At 37.1% G+C, this 16,665-nt stretch carries 17 protein-coding genes; 2 read left to right on the forward strand and 15 right to left on the reverse strand.

Going from position 1 to position 16,665, the window contains the following annotated elements; translation table 11 throughout:
• Nucleotides 1-561: 561 nt before the first annotated feature.
• The 5 genes from HOY35_RS11095 to HOY35_RS11115 all read right to left on the reverse strand — a co-directional run bounded on the left by HOY35_RS11095 (nucleotide 562) and on the right by HOY35_RS11115 (nucleotide 6,963).
• The gene (locus tag HOY35_RS11095) at nucleotides 562-1,989 is read right to left on the reverse strand and encodes an NADP-dependent glyceraldehyde-3-phosphate dehydrogenase (protein ID WP_349627511.1); all 1,428 of its coding nucleotides are present in this window, start codon (nucleotides 1,987-1,989) and stop codon (nucleotides 562-564) included.
• A 356-nt stretch (nucleotides 1,990-2,345) separates the two neighbouring features.
• Nucleotides 2,346-2,936 carry a 3-isopropylmalate dehydratase small subunit gene (gene leuD / locus HOY35_RS11100; protein ID WP_172213701.1) on the reverse strand — a complete coding sequence of 197 codons (591 nt, stop codon included), beginning with the start codon at nucleotides 2,934-2,936 and terminating at the stop codon, nucleotides 2,346-2,348.
• A complete protein-coding gene (gene leuC / locus HOY35_RS11105; RefSeq protein ID WP_172213703.1) occupies nucleotides 2,936-4,321 on the reverse strand; it encodes a 3-isopropylmalate dehydratase large subunit in 1,386 nt (461 codons plus the stop codon). Before leuC ends, leuD begins: the two co-directional genes overlap by 1 nt.
• 1 nt (nucleotide 4,322) lies before the next feature.
• Nucleotides 4,323-5,372, reverse strand: coding sequence for a 3-isopropylmalate dehydrogenase (gene leuB / locus HOY35_RS11110; protein ID WP_172213705.1), 1,050 nt, complete (start codon nucleotides 5,370-5,372; stop codon nucleotides 4,323-4,325).
• 55 nt (nucleotides 5,373-5,427) lie between these two features.
• Nucleotides 5,428-6,963, reverse strand: coding sequence for a 2-isopropylmalate synthase (locus HOY35_RS11115; protein WP_172213707.1), 1,536 nt, complete (start codon nucleotides 6,961-6,963; stop codon nucleotides 5,428-5,430).
• A gap of 374 nt (nucleotides 6,964-7,337) precedes the next feature.
• Here HOY35_RS11115 and HOY35_RS11120 point away from each other — a divergent pair, with 374 nt between their 5' ends.
• Nucleotides 7,338-7,730, forward strand: a complete 393-nt coding sequence (locus HOY35_RS11120) for a hypothetical protein (RefSeq protein WP_172213709.1) — start codon at nucleotides 7,338-7,340, stop codon at nucleotides 7,728-7,730.
• Between the two features lie 6 nt (nucleotides 7,731-7,736).
• Complete coding sequence (locus HOY35_RS11125; protein ID WP_172213711.1) at nucleotides 7,737-7,934, forward strand: hypothetical protein; 198 nt, start codon at nucleotides 7,737-7,739, stop codon at nucleotides 7,932-7,934.
• A 170-nt stretch (nucleotides 7,935-8,104) separates the two neighbouring features.
• Here the strand turns inward: HOY35_RS11125 and HOY35_RS11130 are convergent, their stop codons facing one another.
• The 10 genes from HOY35_RS11130 to HOY35_RS11175 form a co-directional block, all read right to left on the reverse strand.
• On the reverse strand, nucleotides 8,105-9,829 hold the full coding sequence (locus tag HOY35_RS11130) for a phospho-sugar mutase (RefSeq protein WP_172213713.1): 1,725 nt from the start codon (nucleotides 9,827-9,829) through the stop codon (nucleotides 8,105-8,107).
• An 85-nt stretch (nucleotides 9,830-9,914) separates the two neighbouring features.
• Nucleotides 9,915-10,574, reverse strand: coding sequence for a DNA alkylation repair protein (locus HOY35_RS11135; protein WP_172213715.1), 660 nt, complete (start codon nucleotides 10,572-10,574; stop codon nucleotides 9,915-9,917).
• Nucleotides 10,575-10,584: 10 nt separating this feature from the next.
• The gene (locus HOY35_RS11140) at nucleotides 10,585-11,175 is read right to left on the reverse strand and encodes an ECF transporter S component (RefSeq protein ID WP_172213717.1); all 591 of its coding nucleotides are present in this window, start codon (nucleotides 11,173-11,175) and stop codon (nucleotides 10,585-10,587) included.
• On the reverse strand, nucleotides 11,172-11,711 hold the full coding sequence (coaC, locus tag HOY35_RS11145) for a phosphopantothenoylcysteine decarboxylase (RefSeq protein ID WP_172213719.1): 540 nt from the start codon (nucleotides 11,709-11,711) through the stop codon (nucleotides 11,172-11,174). Before coaC ends, HOY35_RS11140 begins: the two co-directional genes overlap by 4 nt.
• The gene (locus HOY35_RS11150) at nucleotides 11,680-12,399 is read right to left on the reverse strand and encodes a phosphopantothenate--cysteine ligase (protein WP_172213721.1); all 720 of its coding nucleotides are present in this window, start codon (nucleotides 12,397-12,399) and stop codon (nucleotides 11,680-11,682) included. Before HOY35_RS11150 ends, coaC begins: the two co-directional genes overlap by 32 nt.
• A 246-nt stretch (nucleotides 12,400-12,645) precedes the next feature.
• Nucleotides 12,646-13,041 (reverse strand): OsmC family protein, encoded by a 396-nt coding sequence (locus HOY35_RS11155; protein WP_172213723.1) that lies wholly within the window; start codon nucleotides 13,039-13,041, stop codon nucleotides 12,646-12,648.
• Nucleotides 13,031-13,927 (reverse strand): ATP-binding cassette domain-containing protein, encoded by an 897-nt coding sequence (locus HOY35_RS11160; protein WP_172213725.1) that lies wholly within the window; start codon nucleotides 13,925-13,927, stop codon nucleotides 13,031-13,033. The genes HOY35_RS11155 and HOY35_RS11160 overlap by 11 nt, the downstream gene beginning before the upstream one ends.
• Nucleotides 13,928-14,803: an ABC transporter ATP-binding protein gene (locus HOY35_RS11165; protein ID WP_172213727.1), complete on the reverse strand. Its 876-nt coding sequence runs from the start codon at nucleotides 14,801-14,803 to the stop codon at nucleotides 13,928-13,930.
• A 6-nt stretch (nucleotides 14,804-14,809) separates the two neighbouring features.
• A complete protein-coding gene (locus HOY35_RS11170; RefSeq protein ID WP_172213729.1) occupies nucleotides 14,810-15,643 on the reverse strand; it encodes an ABC transporter permease in 834 nt (277 codons plus the stop codon).
• Nucleotides 15,643-16,602, reverse strand: a complete 960-nt coding sequence (locus HOY35_RS11175) for an ABC transporter permease (protein ID WP_172213731.1) — start codon at nucleotides 16,600-16,602, stop codon at nucleotides 15,643-15,645. Before HOY35_RS11175 ends, HOY35_RS11170 begins: the two co-directional genes overlap by 1 nt.
• Nucleotides 16,603-16,665: the final 63 nt, after the last annotated feature.

Consider the following 16,665-nt stretch of genomic DNA (forward strand, 5'->3'; position numbering starts at 1 on the left):
CGTGTCGTGTCGTGTCGTGTCGTGTCGTGTCGTGTCGTGTCGTGTCGTGTCGTGTCGTGTCGTGTCGTGTCGTGTCGTGTCGTGTCGTGTCGTGTCGTGTCGTGTCGTCCAAGTCTAAGCATCGTCAACCCTCCTGTCAAGCTCTTTATAATTAAAATTATTTTTTTCTAAATAAACTAATTCAATTTTAATATAAAACTCATTATAAAGCAATGATTATTAAAATGAAATTGAAGGTGAATTTGGAATTCTTTCCGTGAAACAATACCGTTTTCGCAATAAAGCCCCACCAAACACGTGAATTTGGTATTCTTTCCGTGAAACAATACCGTTTTCGCAATAAAACCCCACCAAACAAGTGAATTTGGTATTCTTTCCGTGAAACAATACCGTTTTCGCAATAAAACCCCACCAAACACGTGAATTTGGTATTGTTTCCAAGGGGCATAAGGTTAATAAAAAGATGATTTCAAATCCATGAAATGAAATCATCTTTTTAATATTATTATTAGTATATTCATCAATTCAAAATGAAAAATTAACTGATAAATATTTTAAAAATTATAGATTAACAACAATCAATTTTTCTCGTGTCATCGCATCAATTGTTTTACTGATACCATGCACACCCATGCCTGAATTTTTAATCCCTAGAAATGGAAAATGATCTGGTCCACGCTCAGTACGTCCATTAATTTGAACTGAACCCGCTTCAATTTTTCCAGCAATTTCGGCTGCGCGAGAAAAATTTTCGCTAAAAACTGATGCCTGCAAGCCATACTCAGATTCATTGGCAATACGGATTGCTTCATCATCTGATTTAACACGAATGATTGGCAAAACAGGTCCGAACGGTTCCTCCCAAGCAATTCGCATATCGGTTGTTACATGGTCAAATAAGGTAGGATAAATTAAGTTAGCTTCCCGTTTATTACCAGTTAATAAAGTAGCCCCATTATTAATACTATCTACAATCAAGCCTTCAACATAGTCCGCTGAGCCTTCATTGATTAAAGGCACAATTACTGGATTATCCTCTGGCATACCGACCGTTAATTTGTCGACCTCTGCCTTTAGACGCGCTGCCAATTCATCAGCAACAGCTTCATTAACTAAAACACGCTTAATCGCTGTACAACGCTGACCAGAATAGCTGAACGCACCACTCATAATTTCTGAAACTGCCTTATCTAAATTAGCATCCTCACAAACAACTGCGGGGTCCTTACCACCTAGTTCAAGCACCATTGGTTTCATCGTTGAAAAGCTAGATAAATGACGACCAGTGGTCGCCCCACCAGTAAATGAAATCATATCAATGCCTTCATGCTCTGATACATAGTCACCAATATCAGAGCCTTTACCTGTAATCAGCTGTAAAATGTTTGCAGGAAAACCAACCTTATCAAAGGCTTCGATAATCTTAACTGCTGAAATCGCACCTTGCGTCGCTGGCTTAAAAACCACTGCGTTACCAGAAATCAAGGCTGGCGCCAATTTGGCAACTGACAGGTTAACTGGATAATTAAAAGGTGAAATTGCTAAAACAGTCCCCATTGGTACACGCTTGACAAAGGCAATCTTATTCTTTGAGCCACCAGGATAATTTTCACCACTCATAGCCGAAGGATTTGAATGAATATATTCCTCAACTGTGTATTTGATAAACTCTGCTGTCCGAACAACCTCCTTTAGTGCATCGTTATGCGTTTTCCCTACTTCCTGCATGATAATATCTGCAATTGCTGCCTTATCTTTCACCAGCTCGTCTGCCCATTGATTTAATAAGGCTGCTCTTTCAAATAGATCACGGTCTGCCCATTCTTTTTGCGCTTTTTTCGTTGCTGCAATTGCCTTATCAGCTTCAGACTTTGAGATTGCTTGAACTTTCCCAATCACTTCATCCTTATATGGTGAGACAATTTCAATTGTATTGCCTGATTCTGAAACTTTAAAATCCCCACCAACATAATAAGGATATTCTTTAATACTAATTTGCTCTATCATAATGCCTCCGAAAAATTTTCTGAAAATTCAATTTTTTTATAAATTGATACTATCTTAACTTAAAAAAAACAGCCATGCAAGCTTTATTTTATTGGGTTTTTACGTTTTAAAGTTTGTGAATTTATTTTGATGTTCAAAATATTTTTTGTGATCGTTTACATTGTGATTAATTAAACAGTTTATCAGTTTAAAATAATTTATAAAAACAAAAAAACACAAACTTAAAAAACAAAAGTTATTTATAATTGTTCATAATATCACTTGGTTTATTAAAAAAGAAGCAGTGAATTTGAAGTATTCAATTCACTGCATTTACATTCATACAATTTAATACTGGTCTATTGCCAATAGGATGGTCGTTTTTTTTCATAAGCCGTAATCAAAGCTTCAGATTGAAGCGTGATGCCAATATCATCTAAGCCATGAACTAGCTTATGTTTCCAAATTGGGTCAATTTCAAATTCAAAAACACCTAACGAAGAAGTAATTGTTTGTTCAATCAAATTAATTTCTATTTCTTCTTCAGCTGGTAATGTTTCCAATGCTTGACGTTGTTCTAATGGTAGAATGATTGGCAACAGACCATTTTTTAAAGCATTATTGTAAAAAATATCTGAAAAGCTGCCTGCAATCACTGCTCGAAAGCCATAATCGGCAATCGCCCACGCTGCATGCTCACGAGATGAGCCAGAGCCAAAATTATCACCAGTTACCAAAAATGATGCATTTCGATATTCCGGGAAATTTAAAACAAAGGTTTCGTCTTCTGTCACACCATCATCCTGATAGCGCCACTCAAAAAACATATTTTTCCCAAAGCCTGTTTTTTCTGTACTTTTTAAAAATTGTTTAGGTATAATTTGATCGGTATCAATATTATCATTCATTAAGGGCACGGAAGTCCCTGAAACAATTGTAAATTTTTCCATTATGCCCCTACCTCACTTACTATTTCACGAACATCAACGAATTTACCAGCAATTGCTGCTGCCGCTGCCATCGCAGGACTACACAAATGCGTTCTGGCATTCTTACCTTGACGACCCTCAAAATTTCGATTACTTGTTGATGCGCAATGTACACCTTCAGGCACTTGGTCAGGATTCATACCTAAACACATTGAGCAGCCCGGCTCACGCCATTCAAAGCCTGCATCTTTAAAGATTTTATCTAAACCAATCGCTTCAGCCGCATGCTTTACAGGACGACTTCCAGGTACAACAATTGCTGTTAGCTTATCAGAAACTTTTTTACCTTTAACAAATTTGGCCGCAAGCTCTAGGTCTGAAAGACGTGCATTAGTACAAGAACCGATAAATACATAGCCTAAATCAATTTCCTCTGGTCTCTGACCAGGCGCCAAATCCATATAATGATACGCGCGTTCATCATTAAAATCCTTGATTTCAGGGAAGGTTTCGGTAAATTCAATCCCCATCTCAGGATTTGTACCCCAGGTTACCATCGGTGCCAATTTTGAAACATCAATTGTAATCACCTTATCATAGTTAGCATCTGGATCACTTGGCAAAGTGCGCCAGTCAGCTACAGCTGCATCAAAATCCTTGGGTGCAAACTCACGCCCCTTAACATAAGCATACGTTTTTTCATCAGGATTCATCAAGCCCATTTTAGCACCAAACTCAATTGACATATTACAAATCGTCATCCGTTCTTCCATTTCAAGCTCACTAATGGCTTCGCCTGTAAATTCAACCGCATAACCAACGCCTGCATCAACCCCATACTTAGAAATTAGCGCTAAAATGTAATCCTTGGCATAAACACCATGCTGCGGTTGACCAACAAATTCAACCTTCATCGTCTTAGGCTTACTTTGCCAAATCGTTTGTGTTGCAAAAACGTGTTCTACCTCACTTGTACCAATCCCAAAGGCAATGGCACCAAAGGCACCATGAGTCGCTGTATGTGAATCGCCACAAACAATGATTTTACCCGGTTGAGATTGCCCAATTTCTGGACCAACCATATGGACAATTCCTTGCTTTTCAGAGCCATGTGTTGCCACGGTCACGCCAAATTCCTTCGCGTTTCGACCCAATGTATCAATTTGATTTTTGGAAATGGCATCCGAAATATTAAAAATATCAACGGTTGGTGTATTATGATCCATCGTCCCATAGGTTAAATCGGTACGGCGTACCTTACGACCAGCAGCCCTCAGTCCTGAAAAGGCCTGTGGACTAGTTACTTCATGAATTAAATGTAAATCAACATAAAGCAGCTGTGGCTCGAAAGCCTCACCAGTTATCACATGTCGATCCCATAGTTTTTCAAAAATTGATTGTCCCATATTAACGCTCCGTTTCTTTTATCACATCAATCACCGCATCAACAAATTCTGTTGTTTTTGCTGTACCACCTAAATCACCAGTTAAAATACCTTGATTCATTACAGTATCGCAGGCATTTTCAATTAATTCAGCTGAACGAATCTCATTAAAGCTTTGTCTAAACATCATTGCAACAGATAACAGCATAGAAACTGGATTTGCAATATTCTTACCTGCAATATCTGGTGCTGATCCATGAATAGGTTCATATAAGGATGGTCCAGCTTCTGAATGACTAGCGCTTGGCATCACACCTAATGAGCCCGGTAAGACGCTTGCTTCATCCGATAAAATATCACCAAAAAGATTTTCAGTCACAATTACATCAAATTTTTTAGGATTAGTAATCATAACCATTGCACAAGAATCTACTAATTGATGTTCCAATTCAACATCAGGAAATTCAAGTGCGACTTCATCTGCAATTTTACGCCATAACTTGCTTGTAGCCAAAACATTTTGCTTATCAACTGAGGTTACTTTCTTCTGACGACCTTGCGCAATGACAAAAGCCTTGCGAATAATGCGACGAATTTCTTTAACATTATAATCATTGACATCACGAGCAGAATCAGAGTTTAATGTATGTTCACCAAAATAAATACCACCAGTTAATTCACGGACAACAATAAAATCAGCGCCAACAACAATTTCTGGTTTTAGTGGCGATAAGTGTGCCAAGGCTTTATTAACAGTAATTGGTCGTAAATTAGCAAATAAGCCGAGTGCTTTTCTGAGGGCTAATAAGCCTTGCTCAGGTCGAACCGCTGCTGTATCATATTGTGGTCCACCGATAGCTGCTAATAAAATGGCATCAGCTTTCTTTACAGCCGCCAAAGTATCATCTGGTAAAGGATGACCGACCGCATCAATCCCAGCACCACCAAATGGCTTTTCTTCAATGCTGTATTCAAAGCCTGTTTTTTTAGCAACAGCTTCTAAGACCCTTAAGCTTTGTACCATAATTTCTGGACCAATACCATCACCCGGTAAAGTAACAATTTTATACATTAATATCCCCATTCCATCATTCATTTATTAATTACTAATTATTAATTATTGATTACTAATTAGTAATCGTCAGTTTTAAATTCTCTTTTTGAACCACAATATTGGCATTCATATAAGCTAAGGCAGAGGCCTTTAAAATATCGTAATCAATTCCAACTGCATTAAAAATAGTACCGGTTTCTGGATTTTCAACTGAGACACGAACCTCAGCCTGCGCATCCACACCACTTGTAATAGCAGCAATTTCATATGAATTCAAAGCAACATTTTGACTGAATACCTCATCAATTGCTGCGAATATTGCTTCAACCGAGCCCTTACCTGTTGCCGATTTAGCTACCGTTTCACCATTCACATTGACAAGGTAGACCGTTGCTTCCTGCTCACCATTTGAATGATATGAAAGATCCAAGGTATTGAAAACAAAGGAATCTGTCTGCTGTACTGTTTGACCAGCTATCAAAGCTCTTAAGTCAGCATCTGAAATATCATTTTTCTTATCTGCCAAATCTTTAAAATCACTAAATGCTGCTTTCAAATCATTTTCTGATAATTCAAAGCCTAGCTCCTTCAATTTTTCATTAAACGCATGGCGCCCAGAAAGCTTACCTAGTGGTAGACTCGAATGTGCAACACCAACCATTTCAGGCGTAATAATTTCATAGGTGCTTGGATTTTTTAAAAAGCCATCTTGATGAATTCCTGACTCATGTGCAAAGGCATTGCCACCAACAACTGCCTTATTTTTAGGTACTGCAATTGCTGAAAAGCGTGAAATTAAGTCACTGGTGTTTTTAGTTTCTTTTAATACAATTCCCGATTCGACTTGATAATAGTCTTGACGTATTTTAAGTGCTACCGCTACTTCTTCTAAAGCAGTATTTCCTGCACGCTCACCAAGTCCATTGACCGTTCCTTCAACCCGTCTTGCACCATTTTTAATTGCCGCAAGTGAATTCGCAGTCGCCATTCCTAAATCATCATGACAATGCGGTGAATAAATAATCTCGCGATCAGTCTTAATGTTTTCAATTAAATATTTAAAGATAGCACCATATTCTTCAGGGTTTGAATAACCAACCGTGTCTGGTACATTAATTACACTAGCACCTGCGTCGACCGCTGCTTGAACTGCCTCAAGCAGGAAAGCTTTTTCTGAACGTGTTGCGTCCTCAGGTGAAAATTGCACAATTTCAAATTTTTCACGTGCATAGCTAACATGCTCTTTAATTGATGCCAATACCTGTTCAGGTGTCATCTTTAATTTATATTCCATATGTACTGGACTAGTTGCAATGAAAACATGAATTTGAGGATATCGTGCATCCTTTAATGCTTCGTAAGCCTTATCAATATCATTTTTGACTAATCTTGCAAGTCCAGTTACTGATAATTTAGTAGCTACTTTAGCAATTTCTTGAACCGCTTTAAAGCTTTCGTTTGAAGAGGCCGGAAAGCCTGCCTCAATCACATCTACGCCCCATTTTTCTAATTGTAAGGCAACAGCAACCTTTTCTTTCGTTGAAAAGCTAACACCCGGTGTTTGTTCCCCATCTCTAAGTGTTGTATCAAAAAATTGTACCTTCTCCATTTGTGATTGCCTCATACTTTCTTTTATTTTTTCCTACAAAAAAACATCCTATCGGCTAATAGGATGCTGTTTCTTTTCCATCCTATTAAGCAAACGCCAAACAGGACCCATAGACTAGAAAATTAAAAATCTAGCTTATGAGCCCTCCGTTAATAATAAATTATTATTAACAAGTGCGTTCATGTTTGCCTCCAAAGAATGTTTTATTCGTATTTAATTGTTTTCATTATACCCTTTCTCAAAATAATTGCAAGGAATTTTCTGAAAATTTATCGTTTTCATTAATTTCTATTTGAATGAAGCAGTTATCTCATTCTGATTATTTTGATAAAAGATTAATCAATGATAAACTAAATAAATAGGAGGTTTCAATTATGACTAAACTAACGATTCCGCAGGAAGAATTAATTATTTCTACCATTTCTGAAGCTGTCAGCCGTTCAATCACCTTAGCTGAGGTATTAACCGAAGTAAACAAAGCTGAGGATGCCCGAAATATTATTGCTTTGAATGAGATAAATAATTATTATTTAATTGCCAAAACTGGTTATTATTTAAAGGTTGATGAACCTTCAATGATTTATATTGATTTATTTAATATTTTTGATAAATTATATTTAGAACTAAGGCATGCATTGGCATATGATGGTGGTAAATTAAATCATCCAGAAGAATTTTCTGGATTGCTTAATGATGTTCGGCACTATTTTGAAGCGTTAAATACTGCCTTTATCGAAAGAAAAAATACTTATCTTAAAAAGGATTGAAAACAAATGACTAAAGATGAAGTAATTTTAAGAATCAAAGAAGAATTAAAAATGCCCGGTTTTAATGCTAATATCGAGGATAAGGAATATTCAGAAGCAGACTATCTTAAACTAAAGGCTGACCTGCTTAAATACTATCAGGACTATGTTGGTGGTATCGAAGCTGATTTTCAAGGTGGCCTAGATGGGCATATTGGTAGGTAACAAAAAAGCGCTCTTCTGGCGTAAACAGAGGTCAAATCGTGGCGCAATTAACAATCAATTGTAACCGCAAAAAAAAGTTTTAGCTTCTTAAAATTTAGAAGCTAAAACTTTTTTTAATAAATCAACAAATGATAATTATTAGTGAGCTGTAATCAAGATAATTACTGAAGCTATTCCCCAACGATTTCGTTAATCTCATGCTCTAGTACATCTAATTTAGCTTCTGCTGTCTCAAATGAATCCGACTGCGTTGCCAAATAGAATTTGATTTTAGGTTCAGTACCAGAAGGTCGAACGGCAACCCATGAACCATCAGCTAGTTGATATTTTAAAACATTTGATGGTGGTGTCGTTAGCTTTTCTACTTGACCGTCTACAATTTTAGTCAACTCTAAAAAGTCTTCCGTAATCACCACATTGGTATTATTTAATTTTTCAGGGGCAGATTTTCTAAACTTATCCATGATGTTTTTAATCTTAGCAGAGCCATCAATGCCTGACAGGGTCACTGAAATCGTTCTTTCGGCAAAATAACCATATTCTTTAAAAATATCCTGTAAGCCATCATATAAGGTTTTGCCCTGTGACTTATAAAAGGCAACTACTTCGGCAGTCAGTAAAGCTGCCTGAATTGCGTCTTTATCACGCACAAAAGGTTTGATTAGATAGCCATAGCTTTCTTCAAAGCCAAACATATAGGTATTTGAGCCGGTTTCTTCAAATTGTTCAATTTTTTCAGCAATAAATTTAAAACCAGTTAAAACATTTTGTGTTTCGACACCATAGCTATTGGCGATAACTGTTGGTAATTCACTGGAAACAATTGATTTAATAATAGTTGCATTATCTGGTAATGTGCCAGCTTGCTTATGCGCTTCTAAAATATACTTAGTTAGAATCGCACCAATTTGATTACCTGATAAAACTGTATAGTCTCCATCCTCAGTCCGAACAGCTACGCCTAAGCGGTCAGCATCTGGATCGGTCGCAATCAAAACATCAGCATCTTCTTTTTTACCTAATTCAATTGCCAAATTAAAAGCTGATTTCGCCTCTGGATTAGGTGATTTAACTGTTGGAAAATCACCATCCGGAATCGCTTGTGCCTCAACGACTTTAATTTGCTCAAAGCCGGCTTGCGCCAACGCCTTGCGACCAAGCATTTCACCAGTACCGTGCAACGGTGTAAAGACTAGCTTTAAGTCCTTACCGACCGTTTTAATTAATTCTGAATTAATCGTTACATCTTTAATTAATTCCAAGTATTTATTATCAATTACTTCACCGATAATTTGGATTAAACCGCTCGCTTTTGCTTCTGTCTCATCCGCCACTTCGATTGTTAATGGACTTTCGATGCCACGAATAAATTCAGTTAGGGCGTCTGCATCATGTGGCGGCATTTGCGCACCATCTTCACCATAGACCTTATAACCATTATACGGTGCTGGATTATGAGATGCAGTAATCATAATACCTGCTAGGGCATTTAATTCACGCACTGCAAATGAAAGCTCCGGCGTTGGTCTGAGGCTTTCAAAAATAAATGACGGAATATCATGCTTTGCAAGTACCTTACCCGCCTCCATTGCAAATTCAGGTGAAAAGTGACGAGAATCATAAGCGATTGCAACGCCACGTTTTTTTTCTGCTTCGCCCTTAGATGACATTAATAATGCTAAACCTTCGGTTGCCTGACGAACTGTGTAGATATTCATACGATTAATACCAACACCAATAAAGCCTCGCATTCCAGCGGTGCCGAATTCTAGCGGTGCGTAAAAAGCGTCTTCTAGTTTTTTTTCATCATTGGAAATTAAAGCAAGCTCCTCTTTTAAATTTGAAGCTAAATGATTAAATTGTTGCCATTCTTGATAATTATTTTCCCAAGACATAATACCCTCCTCTATTGATGTACTACAGGTCAATTATATACTTTTAGCTAATAATATTAAAGCGATTGCAGGGATAATCTAAAAATTACAAATACTTACTTGCTTCACGAATACTGAGTTTCGATAAACCCAAAGTATTTTGTATGATAAAATTACGAACCCAAGCTTTATCGGTTTTGGAATATTCACGTAAACTCCAGCCGATTGCTTTGTTAATAAAAAATTCCGTTTGATTTAAATTATTAATAATGATTTGGCTTAATAAATCGGTGTTTGTTCGTTCTTTCCTCAATAATTGATGATCAATTGCAATTCGTCTCAGCCAAATATCATCAGCAAGAGACCAGCTTAGCATCAATTGGTCAACGCGTGAGTCCTTTAAGCCAATGTTGCCAATCACTCGGTCAAAGCCGTCAATTGTATCCCACCATTGTTTATGCTTAACAAAATAAAATAAATAACTATCAATGTCCTCATACTTCAGATAGGCTTGCAGCCGTGCCAAATAATCGATTACAAAATATTGACATTCACGGTGCGGATTTTCAAATGCTGTCTGCAACAATTGCCAATCAATAATTTTATTTTTTTTAGCCTCCTTCAAGTCTGATTGATAAATTTTCTTTCGAATAGGTGTTTGAATCCCATAAAATTTAAATTGATGACGCATATATTTACTCATTTGTATAGCACGCTCAGAATTCGCCTGCTGTTCAAATTGATGAATTAATTCTTGATAAATCATAGCGCAGCCCTTACTTACTCACTTTTTGATAAACATTAACCACTAAAACAGTAATCACACCTGCACAGACAGCTTCAAAGACACCGTTTGTTAAAATAATCGCTAAAATCGCATTGTATAAAACATTCACATTTTTGCCAACCATTACTGCATAAGGCTCTTTAAAGATAAAAAAGATGAGATTCATTACAAGAATCGTATTGGTTAAAGAGCCTGCAACACCCGCAATTACACAAGCTAGCCTACCTCTTTTTTTAAATAACTGAAAAACATAATAGGCAACAATACCAATTAAAATTCGAGGCAGCAATGCAATGATAATCGCACGCCAATCACCATTCGCCGTCCCCGGTACAGCAACTAGTGGTGAAAAAATAAAATTACCCTGTAATGTTGCTCGAAACAGGCTAATCAAGCCAAAAATACCACCCAAAACGCCACCATAAACTGGACCTAACAAAATACCACCAACAATAACTGGAATATGCATAATAGTCGGATTCAATGGTGGAATTGGAATAAATCCTAATGGTGTAAATGCCAATAAAAAAAGCAGTGCCACTAAAATGGCTAAAGTCGTTGTTTTTCTCGTTTGTGTCATGTCAAAATCCCCTTCACGCTTTCAATAATTTTATCAACTTCAGCTAATGCGCCTTTGCCTAAATCACCACAGGCTAATAATGCCGTTCTTGGCTCAATTTCTGTATAACCGAAGACTTTCAGTCGTGAGATATTCTCTTGAGTTATCGGATTTTCATACATTTTAGTATTCATTGCAGGTGCGATGACCTTTTTAACGTCCCCCCCTAACGCTAAAGCAATACTCGTAATGCTGTTATCCGCGAAACCATAGGCAAGTTTTGCAATTGTATCTGCTGATGCAGGCGCCACTAAAAATAAATCCGCCTTTTTCGCTAATTCGATATGATTCACTTTCCCAGCTACCTTTTCAGCCATGACATCAATTGTCACAGAATGATTAGATAGAACTTCAAAAGTTAGTGGTGTAATAAAATGTGTGGCTGCTTCACTCATAACAACATGCACCTCAAAGCCCGCCTTGACCAGCTGGCTTGTGATATCTGCTGCCTTGTATGCCGAAATACTACCGGTTACTGCTAGAACAATCGTTTTCATAAGCTATATCTCCTATTTTTTGTAGAATTAATTCACTAATTTCTTGCTTTGTTTCCACTCGCTCAACCTGATCTTTGCCAACCATAAAACCGATATGTTGGTTTGGAGAAATTTGAGTCAAATCATTAGCTAGAATATAATCGGCATGATTTTTGATTATGGATTTTTGAGCAGCTTCAATCAATTCAGCATCTGAAACATCGACTAGCAGCTTAAAACCAATTAATAGAATTTGTGGCTGCCACGCTTTAATTTGTTGAATAATTTTTGGATTTTGATTTAATAAAATTACCTGCTGCTCGGCCTTTGATGAAACTTTTTTAGATTGATTTGCAATTGTTTTTAAATCAGCATTGTCACGAACTAGCTTGATAAAATCTTCAAGATCAATCATTGCCTGAGGTGCATAATCACTAACTGCCATTGCATGAACGATGGCCTGGCTCTTAGGTACTTCCTCAGCAAGACAGTGAGCAAGCTCGGCGGTTGTCTCAAGGATCATTGTTATTAAGTTTTTATGTTTATTGGGCTTAACAGCATTTATGGTCGTCACCAAAACAACTTCATGTCCCGCTGATAATAATTTTTCTGTAATTAATTTTCCTAGCGCACCTGTTGAATGATTGGTAATTTTACGAACCTGATCAATTGGTTCACTGGTGCCACCGCTTGTTACAATAACTCTCATCATACCTCCTTTAATCAATGCAAGATGCATATAAACTGAAACTTTATAATCCTCAGATTGAAAGAATACTTAATTTTATAATACTATTTTTGTTTTGCAAGATAAAGTTTATTCATCTTTTCAAATCTATCGCATTCATTATTTTTAATTAATAAAAAATAATTTTAAATCAATAAAAAAAGCAATCAATAAAATGACTACTTTTTAACAGATAGTTATAGCATAATTTATTTTCAAGCTTTATAATCAATCGACAAAAACAATCGATTCTGCAATTTTTATATTTGGAGCTAAGGACTGAATTACTGGACAATTTGGCGCAACCATTTTTAAACAGCGTTTAATACGTTCTTGCAAGTCTGCCGCTGCCTTGACATAAAAGGTAAGTTCAATTTTAGCAACCGGACTTGCACGTCGTGTTTCATCTCGATCATATGTCACTTCTATCCGTTCAAGGATAAATGGAATTTTAGAATTATTTAAAATGGAGGCTAGTACATAACCACCACAGCTCGCTGCTGCTGCTACTAGCATTTGGACCGGTGAATAGCCTGCGTCCTTCTTTAAAATCCACTTAACGCCTTCTTTTTTTAATAAAAGCTGCTCATTATCAGCCGAAACAACTATTTTTTCAATTGACATACTTATCTCTCCTTACAAAATGGTTCTCATTAATTTGCTGCCATTCAAATACATCAGCTAGACGAATTGTTTCTACAATTTCATTATCAAAAAGTGACAGACGGGCCAATTTTGGATCAGCAATGGGCGCTGCCGCTAATAGTTTTTTCGTATATGGATGCTGTGGATTATTAAATAGCTGCTCAGTCGAAGCTAATTCTACCAGTTGTCCTTGATACATGACAGCAATTCGATCAGAAATATGACGAATGACTGATAAATCATGTGAAATAAAGAGATAGGATAGCTTTAAATTTTTTTGAAGCTCCTGTAATAAATGAATAATTTGTGATTGAATTGAAACATCTAAAGCCGAGGTAGGTTCATCACATAAAATAAATTCAGGCTGATTGACAACAGCTCTAGCAATACCAATACGTTGTCTTTGCCCGCCACTAAAGGCCCGTGGAAACTTATTAACCGAATCTCCTGTAATGCCAACAATTTTTAATGTTTCAATTGCTTTTTGCCTTGCCTGCGACTTTGAAATTTGCATCAATGGTTCCATTACCAATTCCAAGGCAGTCATTCTTGGGTTCAAGGCTGAATATGGATCTTGAAAAATAATTTGCATCCGCTGATTTACTTTTTTGCGCTCGTTTTTATCAAGTGACGAAATTTCTTGATTGTTATAAAAAATCTGTCCTGAGCTGAGCGATTCTAAGTTTAAAATCATTCTACCTAAAGTCGTTTTGCCACTACCCGACTCACCGACTAATCCCAAGGTTTCTCCTTTATTAATTGTTAAATTAACCTCAGACACAGCTTCAACTTGTATTTTACGCCCTCTCCAGTCCTTGCTGGTAAAAGTCTTAGAGGCACTTACAACACGAATTAATTCAGACACTCAATCAGCTCCTTTTTCTAACCAAACACGATGAGTTGGCGATAGTTGATGTAAAACAAGCTTATCCGGCAAATTTTGCTGATAATTAAACACCTTTAATGCTTTAGTATTATCACCAAGCTGTGCTGCCGCCAAAAGCTGCTTCGTATAGGAATGAGCGGGCTGATAGAATATTTCCTCGGTTGAGCCTGCTTCAACAATTCGACCTTGATACATCACCTGAATAAAATCACACATTCCAGCAACAACCCCAAAATCATGAGTTACTAATATAACTGATAAATCTGCCTCATTTTTTAGAGAAAGGATCAGCCTTAAAATTTGCGCTTGAATCGTAACATCTAATGCCGTTGTAGGTTCATCAGCAATTAATAGCGTCGGCTTGGCGAGTAAAGCCATTGCAATTAAAACTCGCTGTCGCATGCCACCAGAAAGCTCATGCGGAAACTGTCTAAAGCGTTCTGTCGGGTTGGAAATACCAACTTTTTCTAATTCTGCTATCGCTAAAGCCTTGCCTTCTTTGCGTGTCACCTTTTGAAAGCGCTGAATAACTTCAATCAGATGATAACCAATGGTTCGAACTGGATCAAGTGCCGTCATCGGATCCTGAAAAATCATTGAAATCGGCAGCTTATCTTTCTGATTAACAGCTTCATCATTAAACTTATAGCTCGTAAAGCTAGCCGTTAGTCGATCAGGCAGGAGATTCATAAGACTTTTCATCACAATACTTTTACCGCTGCCAGATTCGCCAACAATGCCCACTATATGACCTCTAGGAATTGTTAAATCAATCCCCTTGACAAGAGGATAAGAAATATTTCGATGATGATAATCAATATTTAAATTATTAATTTCAATAAGATTATTAGCCATAGATAATTACGTCTCCTCTCGTTGAATGATTGATTTAATCATATCACCAATATTATTAAATGAGTAAATTGTAAGCACCACAAACAGTCCAGGTAAAATCGCCATATATGGTGCTCTTTGCAGGCTACTTTGCGCATTTTGTAGAAGGCTCCCCCACGAAGCCATCGGCTGTTGAATGCCCATACCTAAAAAGCTTAATGCCGATTCGGTCATAATCGCACTCGAAATGCTAGATGAGGCTGCAACAATCAAGGTTGGCAACGCTGAGGGCAAGATATGTTTGCTAAGGATACTAATCCAGCTTTCTCCTAAAAACTGAGAATAAACTACATACTCTCTCTCCTTTGCTGAAAGTGTTTCTCCTCGAATTAATCGTGCAATACGCATCCAAGAAAAACCACCAATCACAATAATAATCGTCGTTAAACCGGGCTTCAAAAAAACACTAAGTACAATTACCAGCACTAGCCAAGGGATAGAAGACAGAACATCAACCAAGCGCATCAAAAGACTATCAATAATTCCACCAAAATAGCCAGCAATTAAACCGACAAGCGTCCCGATTGTTGTCGCTGTAATCATTGCCAAAATACCAACCAATAAGGAAACGCGACCACCATAAAGCACTCGAATAAAATAGTCTCTGCCAATTTCATCTGTTCCGAATAAATGCTCCCAGCTTGGAGCTTGAGACATATTACTAACATCCGTTGCATTTGGATCAATTGGAATCAGCGGTGCTGCCAAAGTTAAAATAAACAATAGCGTAAGAAAGATGACTGACAATAAATAAATTGGTGAAGCTAAAATTGTGTTTTTAATTCGACTAATACCTTTCATTATTGCTGTCCTCCCCGTCTAATTCTTGGATCAACGACAGAATAAAGAATATCTGATAATAAATTTCCTAAAATCACTAGGGTCGCTGATAAAAGCAGCAATGCCATAATCACTGGATAATCTAAGCTTTTGGTAGCACTCATTAGGTAAGGACCAACACCGGGCCAACCAAAGATGGATTCCGTAATAATTGCACCGGTAACTAACATCGGTAACGCTAAGCCAATTTGAGTTACAATCGGAATCAAAATATTTCGACTAATGTGACGACTGAAAATTTGCCACTTACTTGCTTGAAATGCTGATTGAACAGTGACATAATCTTCTGTTACCTGCTCGTTAGCTGATGCACGGATATACCTTGTTAAGTCTGGGAAAAAGGCAACCGTCAAAGTAAGATATGGCAAAATAAAGTGAGCCAAAAAATCATTAAAATCATTCTCTCTACCCACCGTATGCATACCGATAATTGGAAATAGATTTAAGCGATAGCCAAAGTAATAAATTAAAATCATCGCAAACCAAAAGGTTGGTACTGCAATACCGATAGAAGCAATACCATCTACTAAGCGATCCAATAGCTTCCCTTTATTTGCAGCAGCAATCAAGCCTAAAATGATCGCTAAAAGTAGTGCTGTTATGTAAGCAGGCAATACTAAACGAATTGTATTTGGTATTTTAATAAGCAGCTCCGCAGTAATACTTCTTTGATTAACCAGTGAATAGCCAAAATCGCCATGAATAATTTGGTTCAGCCATTTAAAATATTGAACAAAAAAGGGATCATTTAAGCCATAGCGATCTCTGAGTAACTCGACTTGTTCACTGGACATATTTGGTGTCGTAATTGAATCAATCACATCATAGGGTGCGAGGTGTATTAAGGAAAATACAATAAATGATATAATCAATAGTAATGGAATTGCCTGAAAAATACGTTTAAATACGTAGCTAGCCAATATTTGTTCCTTTCTTTAAAAAATAAAGCGATAAGGTGACCGTCGTGAACAAGAAACAATTTT

Source organism: Enterococcus sp. MMGLQ5-1 (assembly GCF_013155265.1).
In the GTDB taxonomy this organism is placed as follows: domain Bacteria; phylum Bacillota; class Bacilli; order Lactobacillales; family Streptococcaceae; genus MMGLQ5-1.